13 protein-coding genes are annotated in these 17,873 nt (G+C 62.9%); 4 read left to right on the top strand and 9 right to left on the bottom strand.

Going from position 1 to position 17,873, the window contains the following annotated elements:
• Positions 1 to 1,255: 1,255 nt before the first annotated feature.
• On the bottom strand, positions 1,256 to 1,666 hold the full coding sequence (locus tag Mame_RS24450; RefSeq protein ID WP_079921047.1) for an FCD domain-containing protein: 411 nt from the start codon (positions 1,664 to 1,666) through the stop codon (positions 1,256 to 1,258).
• Between the two features lie 390 nt (positions 1,667 to 2,056).
• Positions 2,057 to 2,203: a hypothetical protein gene (locus Mame_RS27080; protein WP_169929171.1), complete on the bottom strand. Its 147-nt coding sequence runs from the start codon at positions 2,201 to 2,203 to the stop codon at positions 2,057 to 2,059.
• Between the two features lie 319 nt (positions 2,204 to 2,522).
• Here Mame_RS27080 and Mame_RS24440 point away from each other — a divergent pair, with 319 nt between their 5' ends.
• The 3 genes from Mame_RS24440 (at position 2,523) to Mame_RS26910 (ending at position 7,183) form a co-directional block, all read left to right on the top strand.
• Entirely contained in the window at positions 2,523 to 3,626 is a 1,104-nt protein-coding gene (locus Mame_RS24440) for a sensor histidine kinase (RefSeq protein ID WP_018067782.1), read from the top strand.
• Complete coding sequence (locus tag Mame_RS24435; RefSeq protein ID WP_018067783.1) at positions 3,614 to 4,336, top strand: LytR/AlgR family response regulator transcription factor; 723 nt, start codon at positions 3,614 to 3,616, stop codon at positions 4,334 to 4,336. Before Mame_RS24440 ends, Mame_RS24435 begins: the two co-directional genes overlap by 13 nt.
• Positions 4,337 to 4,486: 150 nt before the next feature.
• Complete coding sequence (locus Mame_RS26910; RefSeq protein WP_155122277.1) at positions 4,487 to 7,183, top strand: DNA translocase FtsK; 2,697 nt, start codon at positions 4,487 to 4,489, stop codon at positions 7,181 to 7,183.
• 42 nt (positions 7,184 to 7,225) lie between these two features.
• On the opposite strand, the gene Mame_RS24425 is transcribed toward Mame_RS26910, so the two are convergent.
• Both Mame_RS24425 and Mame_RS24420 read right to left on the bottom strand, forming a co-directional pair.
• Positions 7,226 to 8,494: an MFS transporter gene (locus tag Mame_RS24425; protein WP_018067785.1), complete on the bottom strand. Its 1,269-nt coding sequence runs from the start codon at positions 8,492 to 8,494 to the stop codon at positions 7,226 to 7,228.
• Positions 8,495 to 8,694: 200 nt separating this feature from the next.
• Positions 8,695 to 10,803, bottom strand: a complete 2,109-nt coding sequence (locus Mame_RS24420) for a beta-galactosidase (RefSeq protein WP_026173992.1) — start codon at positions 10,801 to 10,803, stop codon at positions 8,695 to 8,697.
• 396 nt (positions 10,804 to 11,199) lie between these two features.
• Here Mame_RS24420 and Mame_RS24415 point away from each other — a divergent pair, with 396 nt between their 5' ends.
• Positions 11,200 to 12,138, top strand: coding sequence for an IS110 family RNA-guided transposase (locus tag Mame_RS24415; RefSeq protein ID WP_079920685.1), 939 nt, complete (start codon positions 11,200 to 11,202; stop codon positions 12,136 to 12,138).
• A 122-nt stretch (positions 12,139 to 12,260) separates the two neighbouring features.
• Here the strand turns inward: Mame_RS24415 and Mame_RS24410 are convergent, their stop codons facing one another.
• Genes Mame_RS24410 through Mame_RS24390 form a run of 5 tightly spaced genes read right to left on the bottom strand, consistent with a single transcriptional unit; the run spans position 12,261 to position 17,859 of the window.
• The gene (locus tag Mame_RS24410) at positions 12,261 to 13,130 is read right to left on the bottom strand and encodes a 2-hydroxy-3-oxopropionate reductase (RefSeq protein WP_018066846.1); all 870 of its coding nucleotides are present in this window, start codon (positions 13,128 to 13,130) and stop codon (positions 12,261 to 12,263) included.
• Positions 13,131 to 13,140: 10 nt separating this feature from the next.
• Entirely contained in the window at positions 13,141 to 13,917 is a 777-nt protein-coding gene (hyi, locus tag Mame_RS24405; protein ID WP_018066845.1) for a hydroxypyruvate isomerase, read from the bottom strand.
• A 10-nt stretch (positions 13,918 to 13,927) separates the two neighbouring features.
• Entirely contained in the window at positions 13,928 to 15,658 is a 1,731-nt protein-coding gene (locus Mame_RS24400) for an ABC transporter ATP-binding protein (protein WP_018066844.1), read from the bottom strand.
• A gap of 15 nt (positions 15,659 to 15,673) precedes the next feature.
• Complete coding sequence (locus tag Mame_RS24395; protein ID WP_018066843.1) at positions 15,674 to 16,873, bottom strand: ABC transporter permease; 1,200 nt, start codon at positions 16,871 to 16,873, stop codon at positions 15,674 to 15,676.
• Positions 16,870 to 17,859, bottom strand: a complete 990-nt coding sequence (locus tag Mame_RS24390; RefSeq protein ID WP_018066842.1) for an ABC transporter permease — start codon at positions 17,857 to 17,859, stop codon at positions 16,870 to 16,872. Before Mame_RS24390 ends, Mame_RS24395 begins: the two co-directional genes overlap by 4 nt.
• Positions 17,860 to 17,873: the final 14 nt, after the last annotated feature.

Genomic DNA, 17,873 nt, shown 5'->3' with positions numbered 1-17,873 from the left:
CTGACGGTTTCCTGTCCGAATTTACTCCATTTGCGTCAACGCTGCATGACTCGCACCGATTCTGCAAGGGGTTTTTGGTTAATGAAAGGTTAACACGCGGGACAAACGCACTGCCTGCTCGCGCCGGTTTTGGAGCGTTGGCATCACGTTTGCGTCCCCCGGCATTGTAACGCCCCTGTTTGTCAGTTGAACGAAGGATAGTTCCTGTGCTCTGAACTGCGCGTCAGTTCTGCCGATGAAGCGCCTTATCCTCTCCGTTGGACCGAGACGATCGGACCGCCGCGAGCCGCGGACGACCGCATACGCGTAGTCCGCCCTCCCCTTCGAAGCGATGCCCGTGCCGCGCATCAATGACCGCAGATTGGCGCGCCGATTCGCCGGGCAACTCGAACAGTATCATCACCGACGACAATCTCCACGCCATGTTCGGCACGGGTCTCTCTGTTGACCAGTGCGGAAGGACGATACTCCCTTTGAGCGTCCGCGCAGCGCGGTCTTGAGTGCCCGATCAGGACTGATAGCCCAAGAAATGCATTCAGACCCATGACGGTCGCCGTCGGGGCCTGAGGCAGCCTGCGCCTTCGCGCCAGCGCGGCATAACCCGCGACGGATAGCGTCCTTGGACGACGCCGGAAGTCGCGTTGCGGACGCAAAAGACTAGAGGCGTTTCCGCCTCGCTTACACAAGGTCCCGGATACCCTCCAACCGGCAATCGCGGGTCACGCTCGATGAACCCCTTGGCGAAACTGCGTTGTTCTGACGAGACGAACTCACCCAGGCGGATCGCGAGGAGCCTCACCCGTCGAAACCGCTCTTACACTGGGGTACTCTTCGACGATCACCGCGCCCCTCCCAGCCAGCCAGACGATCGCGCGACATTCCTTCATGACACCGACCGTTTGTTTTCAATTGAAAACTCATCGCCAGATTGATTTCGCCGCGTGACGTGGCTGATGGCTAGCCTGAGAGACAAGCACGCCGGCGCCGCTCGCTGGAAGACGGATCTCCTTGGCTACACGATATACCCGCCAATGATTCGGCGCCGGCCACGTCGTAAGAGAGCCGCGCTTTGAGACTTCATGGAGAGCGATATCCACCGGCGTGTTTTCAATTGAAAACCTCGTTGGAACTACTGCGGCCGCGTCACTGGACTGGACCATCCGCGCAACACCCAACCAGTAGACTTTGCCGCCAGATTGTTTTCAATTGAAAACTCCGCGCCAGCGTCGCACCACTGCACGACGCAATCAAAGACTCATTCAGGCGTCGCAAGTCCGGTGATGCGATTCGCCCGCAGATAGAAGTCCTTGGGTCGTCTGATATGCCGGGCAATGATCTCGGAAAGACGGTCCGTATCGCCGACAGTGAGGGCGTTGATCATCTCGAAATGCTCATCGATCGCTAACTTGCGGATGTCGCGACTGGCGAACGCGCGGGTGCGGATCGGCTGGGTGGCGAAGGTGTAATGCGGGATCGCTTTGGCAAGTTGGCGATTGCCTGCCGCCCGGTACAGCGTGTCGTGGAACCGGTCATTCAGTTCGAAGACATCGCCAAGCCGTTGACTCTGCGATGCGTCGCGATGACGGATGGCGATGTCGGTCAGCGCCTCGATTGTTTCCGACAGAGCAGGGCGGGAGAAACGCCCTCGGCCTGACATTCGAGACATTGGCGGATTTCATACAGTTCCTCGATCTCACGGATCGAATAGTCGCGGACACGGACGCCTTTTTGCGCGCACGCGCCACGAGACCGGCCTTTTTTTCAAGTGCGGCGAAGACGAAGCGGACAGCGTGGCGGGTGGCGCCTGTGCTCGCGATGACATCATCCTCCACCAGGCGCTCGCGCGGATGGCGGCGACCGGTAACGATCTCGCGCTGCAGTTCGCCAAGCACATCCTCCCAGTTTTGGGTTGCTCCGACAAGTTCCGCGCATCCCAACACTGCCTCATATAGCTGTAAATACTAGCATTTTTCGTAAAGATCAGGATTATTGATTATAATATCGATAATTATATTGACGTGAGAAGAGTTGATAGCGAACTCGCAGAGGGCGGATTTTAGCCGGGCAGACAGATGAAGCTCAGGTCGTCATCACGATCAACGCCGGCGCAGAGGAAGGCGGCGTGTTCACGTTCGCCACACGCGGCGAAGGCAGGCTCGCACTCGGCCAGGTCGCCAGGCATAGGCATTCCGTCCGCGATCATGAGCCCTGCCTGGAGACATCGCGGCGCCGGCATCGTTGGCAATTCTTGCGCCGCCGATGCCAGGGTAGGGGAGGGGAGGGGAGGGCAGGGGAGGGGAGGGGCTTCAACGAAGAGCCCGCCTTCCTCGCTCACGGTGGTGTGGTTGTAGTCCAACCAGCCCATCCGATCGAATTGAGCGCGCTATGTCCGACAACACCGCAAATTCACCTGCATTTCGATGAAAGTCATGTTTTTATCGATGAACCGGCATTCGTTCCAGCGCGCGAAGGGCGTAAGTTGACGGCAAACGAGGCGAGGGAAAAGGAAACGGTGCCCGCTAATGGTCAGTGATACGGTGGATGCCCGCGCCGCGGAACACATTGCGTCCGAAAACGCGACGGGCGGCAGACATGTGCCCATCCTCCGGACATTCTGGGGCGCGCAGTGCGCTGTGTGGAGCTTTCTGATCCTGTTTGGCTGGACCGCGCGGCTCATCACCTTCGGCGATGTCTTCGCCGCAACGGCGATGACGCTGATCGTGGACCCGATCGCCTTCCTCATGACCGGCGCCGTGCATGTGTTTTTCCTGTCGCGCCGGCGCCGGGTTACGTCCATCCCGATCGTCGTCTTCCTGCTCTGTTTTTCCGTCGTCGGCGGCTTCCTGCTGCACGGCATCGCCGACATCGTCCGCCGTCTGGTGCTCGACGACATGCCGCTTCCGCTCAGCCCGGCGATGATGACCGTATTTTACACGATCCTGCTTATCGGCTGGTCGCTGATGTATTTCTGGCGTACGGCGCTGCTGGAGGCGCGCTCAGAGCGCCTGCGCGCCGCCGAGGCGCAGGCGGAGGCCGTCCGGCTGGAAATGGAGCGGCTGCATCTGCAACTCGCCCCGCATTTTCTCTTCAACGCGCTCAATTCGGTCGCCTCGGAAATTCACGACCGGCCCGACGAGGCACTTGAGATGGTGCGCCGCATCGCCGCCTATCTGCGCTATTGTCTCGACCACGCGGCCCATTCGCGCTGTCCGCTCGCCGATGAAGTGGAAGCGATGCGCGCTTATCTGCGCATTCAGGAACTGCGTTTCGAGGAAAGGCTGAGGACGACCGTCACTGTCGATCCCGAAGCCCTCAACGTGCTGGTGCCGCACATGATCCTCCAGGCATTGGTCGAAAACGCCGTGAAGCACGGCCTGCGGCATCAGGATGACGCCATCGACATCGGCGTCAACGTCGAGCGCCTCGATGACAGGAGCATCGTCATCGAGGTGGTCAATTCCGGCACGCTGCAGCCGGAGCGGCCGGGCCGCCCCGCTATCGGCCTTGCCAATACCAGAATGCGCCTTCACCTTCACTACCCGGAAGGCTATGAGCTGACCCTGAAGCAGGAGGATGACCGCGTCGTCGCAAGGCTGATGCTGAGGGGGTCCGCATGCCGCGTGTAATCCTCATCGATGACGAACCGCCGGCCCGGCGCGGCCTCAAGCGCATGCTCGCAGTCTTCGATGATATCGAGGTCATCGGCGAGGCCGGCACGATCGACCAGGCGCGCGACCTGATTGTCACGCTGCGCCCGGATGCCGTGTTTCTCGATATCGAATTATCGAGCGGCAAGGGCTTCGAGATCGTCACAGACCTGTCGCCCGAAACCGCCGTGATCGTGGTCACCGCCTACAGCCTCTATGCCACCGACGCCTTCGATGTCGCCGCGCTCGACTTTCTGGTCAAGCCGGTCGATCCGGACCGGCTCGAGACCGCGATCAACCGCCTCAGGGAACGCCTTGCGCCGCCGCCGTTGGCCGCCGCCGCCAGCGCCCGGCCGCCGGCGCGCATTCTGCTGAAATCGATGATGTCGTCGGTGATGGTTCCGGTCAGTTCGATCACGCTGTTGCAGGCGGAGGCCGATTTCACGCGGGTGCATCTCGATAGCGACCAGACCTATCTCGCCGGCGGCCTGCTCGGCAAGTTCGAGGCCGACCTGCCATCGCCCCCTTTTTGCCGGCTGAGCCGCTCGTTGATCGTCAACCTGGAACATATCCATACGGTCGAATGGCAGGCGGGCGGGCGCAGCCTGCTCCGCTTCGGCGCGGACAGCCGCGACTTCCCCCTCGGCCGCTCCGCAACCAAGCGCCTGCGCCAGCTTCTGGATGACTGAACCCGATCCGGCTGAAGGGCTCCAGTCAGCGGACCGGATGCTTCGCGCGGCCAGCATAAGATGCCGATCTTCGCCGGAGGAAACCACTGGTTAAGGTTTCTTTTCTATCACTTCTGCTGAGTGACAGCCCTCAGATTGGTCTCCATCAGCATGCCCTTTTCGCGTTATCCAAGCCTTCAATCGAAACCCGCCGGATCGCTGCGGACGGACGGTGATCAGACAAAAGGTGACGACCGGATCACGGAACCGTCGCGGCGCAATCCGGATGCCGCGATCCTCGATCCCGACCGGCTTCCGACCTGGCAGCGCCCCTTCGTGCTGGGACCGAATGTGCGCTTCACCCGCACGCCGCACAAGAAGCATCCCGAATCGCCTTCCTCAGCCGCAAAACCGGAGGAGGGTGACGACCTGCCGCCGCAATCGCCCGCCGCAGCGCTTCAGGATCGCATTGCCGAAGAGTTGCCGGCCAAGCGAGGGGAGGGCGCCCTGGAATATCCGGCGGCAGAGCCGTTCCGGGATGAACCGCCGATGCTGGTGGATTTCCTGTTCCACCCGCTCGGCGCGCCGGAGCATGACGCGGCGCAGCCGGCCTTCCCCGAACACGAAACCGATCCAGAGCCTGTCGCGCAAATAGCGACGAACGAACAGACTTCAGCAGACAATGACGAAAGCCCAGTGAACATTCCGCAAGCCCCATCGATCTCTGAAATGCATGATGCCCACGCCGCCGAAACAGCGGACGAGGCCAACCAGACACAGGCCGGGGCAGGGGCGCTCGCCTTCATTCCGGACGGGCTCGCCTTCGAGATGATGGAACTCGGGCTGTTCGACGGCGCAATGCCGGCACCCAAGGCCGAGGCCGTGGCACCTGCGGAAGACGGCCCTGCCGATGCGGCGGGTGCGCATGACGGCTTCATGCCCTGGACCGCCGCCTCCGACGCGGTGGAAACTGCCACCGACGAGCCGGAGGCGAGCGTGGAGGAGGGGCCTTCGCCGGTTACGCTTTACCGGCAGGTGCTGCTTTACAGCCCGACCCGGCGCACGACAGACGACTGTATGGACAGTGAACCCGCACAGGCACAGGAGATCCCCGCCGAGGAGAGCGATCCCATTGATGACAAAGACCTCGATGACAATGACCTCATGGATGAGCGCGAAGAGGCCTTCGCCGAGATAGACGAGGATGCGTGGGAAGACGAAACGGAAGCCGAGTTTGCCGATTTCGGCGAGGCGCAGCCGCGCCAGCCCGCAGCGGAGGAGGACGAAGCGCCGGACAATGTTGCCGGGCCCCTGAACGTTCTGGCGAAGCATGAACAGACGGATTTCGTGTTCCCGTCGATCGAACTGCTGCAGGCGCCGCTTGCAGATGAGACCAGCGTTCTGAGCCAGGAAGTGCTGGAACAGAGCGCCGGCCTGCTGGAAAGCATTCTGGAGGATTTCGGCGTCAAGGGCGAGATCATCGATGTCCGCCCCGGCCCGGTCGTCACGCTTTACGAATTCGAGCCGGCGCCGGGCGTCAAATCATCGCGGGTGATCAATCTTTCCGACGACATCGCCCGTTCGATGTCGGCGCTTTCGGCGCGCGTCGCGGTCATCCCCGGCCGCAATGTGATCGGCATCGAGCTTCCGAACGAGGAGCGCGAGACGGTCTATCTGAGAGAGCTTCTCGAAAACCGCCTCTACATGACGACAGATTTCCGCCTGCCGCTCTGCCTCGGCAAGAATATCGGCGGCGAGCCGGTGGTCGCGGAACTGGCGAAAATGCCGCATCTGCTCGTGGCCGGCACCACCGGTTCGGGCAAGTCGGTGGCGATCAACACCATGATCCTGTCGCTGCTCTATCACCTCAGGCCGGAAGAATGCCGCCTGATCATGGTCGACCCGAAAATGCTGGAACTGTCGGTCTATGACGGTATTCCGCATCTTCTGACCCCGGTCGTGACCGATCCGAAGAAGGCGGTGCTGGCGCTGAAATGGGCCGTGCGCGAGATGGAGGATCGCTACCGCAAGATGTCGCGGCTCGGCGTTCGCAATATCGACGGCTTCAACAAGCGCGTGGCCGAGGCGCGCACGACGGGCGAGACCATCATGGTGTCGGTGCCCACCGGTTTTGACCGCACCACCGGCGAGCAGATTTTCGAGGAGCAGGAACTCGATCTCTCGGCGCTGCCCTATATCGTCGTCATCGTCGATGAGATGGCCGACCTGATGATGGTCGCCGGCAAGGAGATCGAAGGCACGATCCAGCGCCTGGCGCAGATGGCGCGCGCCGCTGGCATCCACCTGATCATGGCGACGCAGCGGCCCTCGGTCGATGTTATTACCGGCACGATCAAGGCCAATTTCCCGACGCGCATCTCCTTCCAGGTCACCTCCAAGATCGACAGCCGCACGATTCTGGGCGAGCAGGGCGCGGAATATCTGCTGGGGCAGGGGGACATGCTGCATATGAAGGGCGGCGGACGCATCGCCCGCGTCCACGGCCCGTTCGTTTCCGACCACGAGGTGGAGAAGGTCGTCGCCCATCTGAAGACGCAAGGAACGCCCACCTATCTCGGCAGCGTCGTCGTTGACGAGGAAGAGGAAGACGAGGGCGAAGAGGATACCGCCGTCTTCGACGCGACCGAGATGGGCAGCGAGGACGACGACGACGACGATCTTTTCGCCAAGGCGGTGAAGATCGTTCAGCGCGACAAGAAGTGCTCGACATCCTATATCCAGCGCCGCCTTTCGATTGGCTACAACCGCGCCGCCTCGCTGGTGGAACGCATGGAAAAGGAAGGTCTCGTCGGCCCCGCCAACCATGTCGGCAAGCGCGAAATCCTCGATAGCGCCGCACCGGCTTGATCCGGCACGCCGTGGCGCGAGCCAGCCCTGAAGCAGGGAGCTTCAGCCGTCTTCGCGCGGAGGCGTGCCGTCGGTCTCGGCCTGCTCGGCCGCCCAGACGCTTGCGGCCTCAACGGCAACCGGCGTCGCGGATGGCGTGACGCCGAGATAGCTTTCGGTCTGGTCGACGGGAACGCCCGGCCGCTGCGTCATGCGATAGAGCGCGTAAAGGGCGATCGCCGCGAAGGTAACGCTCAGAACCAGCCAGAAGGTGAACGGGCCGGCCCATTCCATCGCCCAGCCCGTGGCGAGCGGGCCGATGATCGCGCCGAGCCCGAAGGTGAACACCAGCCCGCCGGATGCGGCCGGCATATCCTCCGGCGAAAGGAAATCATTCGTGTGCGCCAGCAGCAGCGCATAGAGCGGCGTGGTCATGCCGCCGGCGATGAAGGCCAATGCCATCATCGGCCACAACCCGCCGCCGGCGATCCAGCCCAAAAGGCATGAGAAAGACCCGATCAGCGAGGCCGCGAAGATCAACCGGCGCCGATCCATGCGATCCGATATCCAGCCGATCGGATATTGAAAGGCGAGCGCGCCGGCAAACAGCATTGCCACGAGCAGGGCAATCTGGTCCGCCGTCATGCCGATCAGCGTTCCGAAGACGGCGCTCATGCCGGATTGCGTCGCATAGGCGCTTCCAAGCAGGAATATCCCAACCGCGCCGAGCGGCGATTGACGATAAAGCGCCCGCAGGGGCATCGGCCGTATAACCTCCGTTCGCGGAGCCTGCCCGACGGTCAGCAGGACGGGCGCGAACGAGATCGAGACGAGGATCGAAGCGCCGATGAACAGCACCGGGGTTTGCGCGTCGCCAAGCGTCAGAAGTCCCTGCGCGCCGATGATGCCGAGCGTCTGCGCGATCATGTAGGCGGACAGGACCTTGCCGCGCGTCTCATTGGTCGATGCGTCGTTGAGCCAGCTTTCCGCCGTGACGTAGATGCCCGACATGCAGAACCCGATCAGGATGCGCAGCAGCGTCCACGCCCACGGCTCGACGAGCAGCGGAAGCGTAATCAGCGCGGCCGACATGAAGCTGCCGAGCGCCGCGAAAACCCGGACATGGCCGACATTGCGGATCAGGGCAGGGGTGTAGCGGGCGCCGGACAGGAAGCCGACGAAATAGCCGGATGTCACGATGGCAAGCGCGGCCGGCGAAAACCCCTCCAGACCGCCGCGCAGGCCAATAAGGGTAAACTGCATGCCGTTGCCGAGCATGATCAGCACGATGCCGACCAGAAGCGCCCAGATGCCTGATATGACCGTGACCATCGCCCCTCCGGAAGGCCGCGCGGATTGCGCCCGGCCTCAAGAGTTTGGCACACAAATCGGGTTGCAGTTGTCCCATTTGCGTAATGAATATAGCCGACGCGCGCAGCAGCCCGTCGTGAGCGCCACGCGACGCTCGCGGACCATGGCGTAGCAAGTGGGGCAGGGCGGCCTCACCACGCGCGCGATGGAGGGGCTCTCTCTCAGGCCAGCCGGACGATCAGGACATCGCGCGGGGGCAGGGCGAAGCGGCCGTCTTTCAGGAAGGCGCCGTCGCCGGCCCAGTGGTTTTCGGCGCCGGTGAGGGGCTTGCCCTCGCCATCCGTCACCGTTCCGGTCTGTGGCTGCCTTGTGGCGTTGACGAGCCAGAGATAGCGGCCGTCCTCGCCCTCGTGCAGACGGACCTGCACCGCCGGGTTGGAGGTGACGGTGTGGGCGGTCTTGCCGGTGAAGGCGAAGCAGCGGGCGAAATAGCGCTTTCCCGCCTCCGACTGGTCGCGGTAATAGCCGACCGAGGGATGGGTGCCGACCAGAAGCGTGCGGCCCTCGCCGAACGTGTTTTCGACGATCGCGATCCTACCATCGGCAAAACGCGCCAGCTCGCTGCCCTCCGTCACGATGTAGGATTGCAGAAAGCCGCCGCCGGTGGTCGAAACGCCATCGAGCGTGAATCGGATGCGGTCGCCGATATCCGGCATGAACTCGACCTCGTCCTCGCGGACGCCGAAGACGGCGTCGAGCCCGTTATTCGGCTGGACCGTGCCGACCTTGCCGCGATCGCCGAAATAGCCCGGGCAGGCTTCCGACACCAGCGTGCCGCCGGCCTCGACCCAGTCAGCGAGCTTTTTGGCGTTCTCGCTTGTCAGCATGATGGGGTAGGGGAAGTAGAGTGCGTCATAGGCGTCGATATCCTCGATATGGACCCAGTCGGCCTGGATGCCGTTGTCGAAGAAACCGCGATAAGCGCCCCACATGGCCTCCCTGTAGGTCTCGTAATTGCCCTCACGGCTCAGGAGATAATCCCAGGCCTGGGCCTCCGGAGCGACGAGAATGCCGATCTCGCCCTTCACCGGCTTTGCCGCCAGAAGCGGTTTCTGCTCCGGCGCATTGGTCCATTTTGCGATCGTCGACGCCATGTCGGAGCGCGGCGTGCGCGAACCATCCATGCCGTAGGAACCGAAGGCGCCGAACAGCGGGCCGTCGAGCAGCGGCCGGTAGCGCAGGTTCAGCATGCCGCGCGCGCCGCCGGCAAACGACGTCAGCGACCAGACCCGGATATCCTCCGGCTCGGCGACCCGGCCGTCCTCCTTGTCGCGGCCAACCACCTGCGGCTGCATCCACAACGGCCCGCCCTGCCGCTCGGCATGCCAGAACGGCTTGCCGCGCGCGGCGGCGCGGTTGAGGTCGGCGGCGTAGAAGCTGCGCCACGACTGGTTGCCCTTGCGCGCATGGACGAAGGTGTAGCCATAGACCTCGACCTTGGAGGCGGCGAGCCAGTCGTCCGAGCCGCGCGCGGCCATATCGGGGATGGCTCCCGCCACGCCATGGGCGGCGATCAGGCAGTCGCTGTCGACGGCGCGGATCGTGTCGATGCGAAACTGCATCTGGCCATAGTAATTCTCGCGCTTGAAATCGAGCCAGTCGAGGCATTCAGGATAGGGCGCGACCTGGCGCGGCGGTTCGATATCGTCCCATTCGGCATAGGAATAGCGATACCAGGCCTTTGCCAGCGTATCGAGATCGCCGTATTTTTCCTGAAGCCAGACGCGGAAGGCGGCCTTGGTGTGCGGATTGTAGTCAACGGAGGGAGCATAATTGCACTCGTTCCAGACGTCATAACCCAAAAGCCCCGGATGGCCCTCGTAGCGGGTCGCAAGCGCCGTCAGGAAAGCGCCCGCCGCCTCTTTCACCTCCGGGCAGTTCATCGTCAGCGATCCCGCGCCGCCGCCGTTCGGTGCAAAACCGCCGGTCGCCGCAGAAACGCCCATGATCGCCGGAAGCTCGCTGCCATCGGCGCGCATCTGCCGGGCATGGGCGAACTTGCGATAGGCCCAGTCCGGCACGGTATGGGTCAGTTCGGCGATGATGGTCTTGATGCCATTTTCGGCGGCGAGGTCCATCTGCCGGTCATATTCCTCCCAGTCATAGAAGCCGGGGCGGCGCTCGATCGCGCTCCACATGAACCAGTGGCGGAACACGTTCAGCCCATCCTCTGCGGCAACGCCGTAATCGCGCTCCCAGTCCTCGCGCGGCGGGTTCGACTTGCGGAAATAGACCGCCCCGAACGGCGTCTGCATCGGTATTTTCGTCATGATGTCCTCATCATATTATCTCAAAAGGGTCGGCGGTTTTGACCTGCGCCTCCCCCCGACTTGCGTCATACAGATGTGACGCCGAACAGCGGCGGGCTTAACCGCATAGCCCCCCCAACCCTCTCGCCCCGGAGGGGAGAGATGTCGCGAAAGCGACAGTGAGGGGGGAGACCATCCTCGCGATCGCCCTCGCGGACTGAAAAGCTGCTTCACCCTTGTAACTTCGAATCCGCTGCTTGTGGTATAGAGCAGGTTGCGGTGGCGGACGGGAGACCGGTCACCCTGAGGGACACCAAGCCCGTGAGTGAGCAAGGGTCCTCGTCCGCCGTTCCATCGAACCCGAACAGTCGCTTGGGCCGCTCGAAGCGAAGCCCGCTTAAGCAAGGATGGGATCGGATGGACGCTCTTAACATCGGTATCGACGTCTCCAGGGATCGTCTGGATGTCGCCGCCAACACGTCTTCGATGGCCCCTTTTCATGTCCCGCGCGATCATGACGGGCTGGAGGACCTGATCGCGCGGCTGAAGCCGCTCGGGGCCGCACGGATCGCCATTGAGGCCACCGGCGGCTTCGAAACCGTGGTCGCGGCGGCGCTGGCTTCGGCCGGACTGCCGGTTGTCATCGTCAATCCGGCGCAGGTGCGGGCCTTTGCCCAGGCGCTCGGCAAGAGGGCCAAGACCGATCCGATCGATGCAGCCGTGATCGCCCGTTTCGCCGAGGCCACAAGGCCCGCCCTGCGGCCGCTGCCGGACGCCGAAACCCAGGCCCTGGGTGATCTCGTCGCTCGCCGGCGGCAGATCATCGCCATGATCGGCGCGGAAAACCAACGCCTGAAGCGATCGTCTCAGCGCACGGCCAAGAGCATCAACCGGCTCCTCAAGGCGCTGCAGAAGGAACTCACCGACATCGATCAGGACATTGACGACAGCATTCGCCGATCGCCCCATTGGCGGGCCAAGGTCGAGCTCATGAAGTCTGTCCCCGGTATCGGTGACCAGATCGCCCGCACCCTGATCGCCGAACTGCCGGAACTCGGTACGCTCGACCGACGTCAGATCGCCGCTCTCGTCGGTCTGGCTCCATGGACGCGTCAGTCCGGCCAATGGCGCGGAAGGAGCTTCATCGGCGGAGGACGCGCCGGCGTCAGAACGGCGCTCTACATGGGAGCCCTCGTTGCAGCGCATCACAATCCAAGCCTCAGGGCGTTCAGGGATCGTCTGGTCGCTCATGGAAAACCTAAACTCGTGGCCATCATCGCAGTCGCACGAAAACTCATCACCATCCTCAACGCAATCCTCCGGGACAATCATCCATGGCGCGAACAAAACGCTTGACCAGAAAGACAGTCGCTCACTGCCCCTTTCGGGGCATCTCTCCCGCAAGCGGGAGAGAGTGTTGGGAGCAAGCCGCAAGGCAGCATGCGGGTACCCTGCGCCCAAGGGCGAAGATCGTTCGATCACAACCCCGCCAGCGCCTCCAGCGTCCGGATCAGCGCCGAATGATCCTTGTCGCCGTCGCCCCGGGCGATCGCGGCGTTCATCAGTTGCTCGGTGGCGGCGGCATTCGGCAAAGCCAGGCCGATATCGCGGGCGGCGTTGACGGCGAGCGCCATGTCCTTGCGGTGCAGGCGAATACGAAAACCGGGATCGAAGGTGCGCTCGATCATCCGCTCGCCATGGACCTTCATGATCGTCGAGCCGGCGAACCCGCCCATCAGCGCCTCGCGCACCTTGGCCGGATCGGCCCCCGCCTTCTTCGCAAACAGCAGGCCTTCCGCCACCGCTTGAATCGTCAGGCCGACGATGATCTGGTTGGCGACCTTGGCGGTCTGGCCATCGCCGACCGGGCCGACATGGGTGATGGTCTTGCCCATCACCTCGAACAGCGGCTTGCCGCGCGCAAAATCGGCGTCCGAGCCGCCGACCATGATCGTCAACGCCGCGTTCTTGGCCCCGACTTCACCGCCGGAGACCGGCGCGTCGAGATAGCCACAGCCCTTTGCCGCGATCTTTTCGGCGAAAGCCTTGGTCTCCACGGGCGAGATCGAGCTCATGTCGATGACCATCTTGCCTTCGGAGAGACCGTCAGCCACGCCGTTCTCGCCGAACAGAACCGCATCGACATCCGGCGTATCCGGAACGATGGTGATGATGATCTCGGCGGCTTCCGCGACCGCCTTCGGCGTGTCGCAGGCCGTGGCGCCCTTTTCGACGAGAAACTCCGAGACCGGCTTCACCCGGTTGACGAATAGTTCATGGCCGGCGTCGATCAGGTGCGCCGCCATGGGTCGGCCCATGAGGCCGAGGCCGATAAATCCGATTTTCATATGATCCTCCTTAAAGCCAGGGCTTCATCCAGCCGAGGCCTTCGGTTGTGCCGGCCGAGGGCTTGTATTCGCAGCCGATGAAGCCGTCATAGCCTTCCGCGTCCAGCATATTGAAAAGATAGGGATAATTGATCTCGCCCGTGCCCGGCTCGTGCCGGCCGGGATTGTCGGCGAGCTGCACATGGGCGATCTTTGCCTTGAGCCGCCGGTAGGTTTCGGCAAGGTCGCCCTGCATGATCTGGGTGTGGTAGATGTCGTACTGGATGAACAGGTTTTCGGAGCCAACCGCCTCCAGAATGCGCTCGGCATGGTCCGTGGTCGAGACGAAGAAGCCCGGAATGTCGCGCAGGTTGATCGGCTCGAGCAGCAGCTTGACGCCGGCATCAGCGAGACGCGGCGCTGCATATTTCAGGTTCTCGACCAGCGTCTGCTCGAGCTTTTCGGCTGCAACACCCTTCGGCGCGATGCCGGCGAGGCAGTTGATCTTGGGGCAGCCGAGCGCCTTGGCGTAGGAAATCGCGTTGTCCACGCCCGCCTTGAACTCTCCCACCCGGTCCGGCAGGCAACCGATGCCGCGTTCGCCGCCGGCCCAGTCGCCGGCCGGCAAGTTGAACAGCGCCTGTTTCACATTCGCGGCCTTCAGCGCGGCGGCAACCGCCTCTTCCGTGAAATCATAAGGCCCCACATATTCGACCGCCGGAAAGCCGTCCTTTGCGGCGGCGGCAATACGGTCGAGGAATGGCAGGTCGGCGTAGAGAAACGAAAGATTGGCGGCAAATTTCGGCATGGAAAACTCCTCAGGCGGTAAATCTGGTTCTGTGCAGCATGCGCTTGTTGCGCGGGTCCGGGTTGGGCACGGCGGAAATCAGGCTTTTGGTGTAATCCTCTTCCGGCGCGGTGCAGATCTGCTCGGCGCTGCCGAGTTCCACCAGCCTGCCCCGGTGCATCACCGCCACCCGGTCGCAGAAATAGCGGACCACCGAAATGTCGTGGGCGATGAAGATGTAGGAGAGATCGAGGCGTTTCTGCAGGTCGAGCAAAAGGTCGAGGATCTGCGCCCTAATCGAAACGTCGAGCGCTGACGTCGCCTCGTCGGCGATGATCACCTTCGGGTCGAGCGCCAGCGCCCGGGCAATGCCGATGCGCTGCCGCTGACCACCCGAAAACGCATGCGGATAGCGCTCCATCGCGGAACGGTCGAGGCCGACGAGTTCCAGCAGGTCACCGACCTTCTGCTCGATCTCCCGGCCCGACAGCTTGCCCTGCACGACGAGCGGGTCAGCAACCACCTGCCGGACCGTCATGCGCGGATTGAGCGAGGCGAACGGGTCCTGGAAGACGAGCCGGACCTGGCTATGGAAGTTACGCAGGCCCTGCTTGTCGAGCGTCGTTACCTCGGTCTCGGTCCCATCGCCGGGGCGGTAGATGACCGAACCGGAAGTCGGGTCGAGGACGCGGAGGATCAGCCGGCCCATCGTCGTCTTGCCGGAGCCGCTTTCCCCGACGATACCGAGGTTCTCCCCGCGTTTCAGGTCGAACGAGACGTCGTCCACGGCCTTCAGGATAAACCCCTTCTTGCCGGCCCCGGCGCCGAACACCTTGGTGAGGTTGCGCACCGAAAGCACGACATCGTCCTTTAACTCTGTCCGGGCGGCGTCCGCGACGCGCGGTTTTTCCAGCCGCACGGTCGAGGATAGAAGCTGGCGGGTATAGGGATGCTTCGCATTGTAGAATATCTCGTCGACCGGCCCGCGCTCGACGATTACGCCGAAGTGCATCACCGCCACCTCGTCGGCCACCTCGGCGACGACCCCGAGATCGTGGGTGATCAGCAGCATGGCCATGCCACGCTCCACCTGCAGGCGCTTGATCAGGTCGAGGATTTCGGCCTGGGTGGTGACGTCGAGCGCCGTCGTCGGTTCGTCGGCGATCAGGATATCGGGATCGCAGGCAAGCGACATCGCGATCATCGCGCGCTGGCGCATGCCGCCGGAAAACTCGAAGGTATAGCGGTCGATCATCGCTTCCGGGTTGGGAATTTCCACCTGCGACAGGAGGTTAATCGTCTCCGCCCGCGCTTCCGCCTTGCTCATGTTGCGGTGCAGCCGCAGCGCCTCGATGATCTGGTCGCCGATGGTGTGGACCGGCGAGAGCGAGCTCATCGGCTCCTGGAAGATCAGCGAGATGCGGCCGCCGCGAATGGCGCGGATTTCCTTTCCCTCATCGGGCAGCGCGTGGATATCGACGGGTTTGCCATCGGCATCGAGCACGATCGTGCCGCTGGTGATCCTGGCCGCCCTGTCGACGATCTTCAGCAGCGCCCGCGCCGTCACCGACTTGCCGGAACCGCTCTCGCCGACCAACGCCAGCGTCTTGCCGCGATGGAGATCGAAGGTGACATCGCGCACGGCATGCAGGATGTGCTGGCGCAGGTGGAAGTCGATGGAGAGGTTCTTCACCGATAGCACCGCATCGCCGAAGCCCTCGTGATCGTGAACGATGGTCTCGGGTGTCATCACAGTCGTCATTGTCGTCATCTCCCCTCAGCTATCATAGGGGTCGGCGGCATCGCGCAGGCCGTCGCCGAGGAAGTTGAAGGAAAGCACCGCGATCACGACCGCGCCGGCCGGCCAGATCAGCAACCACGGGGCCGTCGAGATGGTGCGGATGTTCTGCGCATCCTGCAGCAGCACGCCCCATGAGACGACCGGCGGCTTCAGCCCGACGCCGAGGAAGGAGAGAGCGGTTTCCGCGACGATCATGGTCGGCAGCGCCAGCGTGACGACCGCGAGGATATGGCTCGTCAGCGACGGCAGGATGTGGCGGAAGATGATCCGGCGCTCGTTCGAACCGTCGAGCCGCGCGGCGGTGACGAAATCATCGCCCCGCAGCGCAAAGAAGCGTCCGCGCACCTCGCGGGCAAGCGAGGTCCAGCCGAGCAGCGACACGATCAGCGTGATCAGGAAATAGACCTTGAGCGGCGCGAGCGAGACCGGAATGGCGGCCGCAAGCCCGAGCCAGAGCGGGATGGTCGGCATCGCCGAGATGATCTCGATGATGCGCTGGATCAGAAGATCCACCCAGCCGCCGTAATAGCCCGAAAGCGCGCCCATCACCACGCCGAGGATCAGGCTGATGCACACCCCGATCAGGCCGATCGACATCGATACGCGCGTGCCGTAGATCACCCGGCTGAAGAGATCACGGCCGAGCTTGTCGGCGCCGAGCAGGTAAAACGGATCGTTTGCCTTCAAGGGGCCGACCAGGTGCAGATCGGAGGGGAAAAGCCCCCACATCTTGTATTCCGGCCCGCGCACGAAAAAGCCGATCGGCACCACCTTGCTGTCATCGACGACGAAGGAGCGACGCAACGACGCCTGGTCCACGGTGACGCTGTAGCCCTTCACATGCGGCAGGAATTTTCTCTCACCGTTCTCGTCCTCGACGAAGAAGGAAATCGTCTGCGGCGGGGCGTAGGAATATTGCGGCCGGGCCGCCTGCGCCAGGTTAGGCGCCAGGAACTCGGCGAAGATGCCGATCAGGTAAAGGCTCAGAATGACGATCCCGGCGACGATCGCAAGCCTGTCCTTGGCGAATTTGTGCCAGATCAGCGTCCACTGGCCGGCCGCCGCGTCGGTATCGCTGGTGACGCCCTTCTTCAGCGGGGTGATCGCGGGACGATCGAGCCCATGATGGTGCGTCGGCTCATGCAGCGCGGTTTCCTGGAAAATGTTGTCGCTCATTGGTCAAACCTTATCCGGGGATCGAGCATGGCGAGCAGGATGTCGGAAACCAGCATGCCGATCAGCGTCAGAACGCCCATCAGGAGAATGAAGGAACCGGCGAGATACATGTCCTGCGAAATCAGCGCGCGCAAAAGCAGCGGCCCGGCGGTCGGCAGGTTGAGCACGATCGCGGTGATCGTGACGCCCGAGATCAGGTTGGGCAGCACCCAGCCGATCGCAGAGACGAAGGGGTTGAGCGCGATGCGCACCGGATATTTGAGCAGCGCCTTGGTCGGATGCAGGCCCTTGGCGCGGGCGGTGACGTAATACGGCTTGTTGAGTTCGTCCGTCAGGTTGGCGCGGAGAATCCGGATCAGCGAGGCGGTGCCCGCCGTACCGATCACGACCACAGGAATCCACAGATGCGCCAAAAGGTCGATAAGCTTGCCCCATGACCATTCCGCATGCGCATATTCCGGCGAGAACAGCCCGCCAACGCTCTGGCCCATCACCTTGTAGGAGAAATACATCAGCGTCAGCGCCAGGATGAAGTTCGGGATCGCCAGACCGAGAAAGCCGAAAAAGGTGAAGACATGGTCGCCGAGCGAATGACGCTTGACCGCCGAATAGATGCCGATCGGCAGCGACACCGCCCAGACGAACAGCAGCGAGGCGACGGAGACGGCAAGCGTCGCGCCCATGCGCTCCCAGATCAACTCGCTGACCGGCCGCTTCCACTCGAAGGACTGGCCGAAATCGCCATGCAGCAAAATGCCGGAAATCCACTTGTAATACTGGACGTAGATCGGGTCATCGAAGCCGTAGATTTCCCTTAAGCGCGCGATTTCCGTCGGATCGAAGGCCTGGCCGCTGTCGCTCATCGAGGCGATCAGCGAGGTGACATAGTCGCCCGGCGGAAGCTGGATGATGACGAAGGCGATGATGGAAATGCCGAACAGGGTCGGGATCATGTATATGATCCGCATGATGATATAGCGCAGCATCAGGGTCCTCCCGT

It is taken from the genome of Martelella mediterranea DSM 17316 (genome assembly GCF_002043005.1).
GTDB lineage: Bacteria > Pseudomonadota > Alphaproteobacteria > Rhizobiales > Rhizobiaceae > Martelella > Martelella mediterranea.
This window is presented reverse-complemented; position numbering and strand designations above follow the sequence as displayed.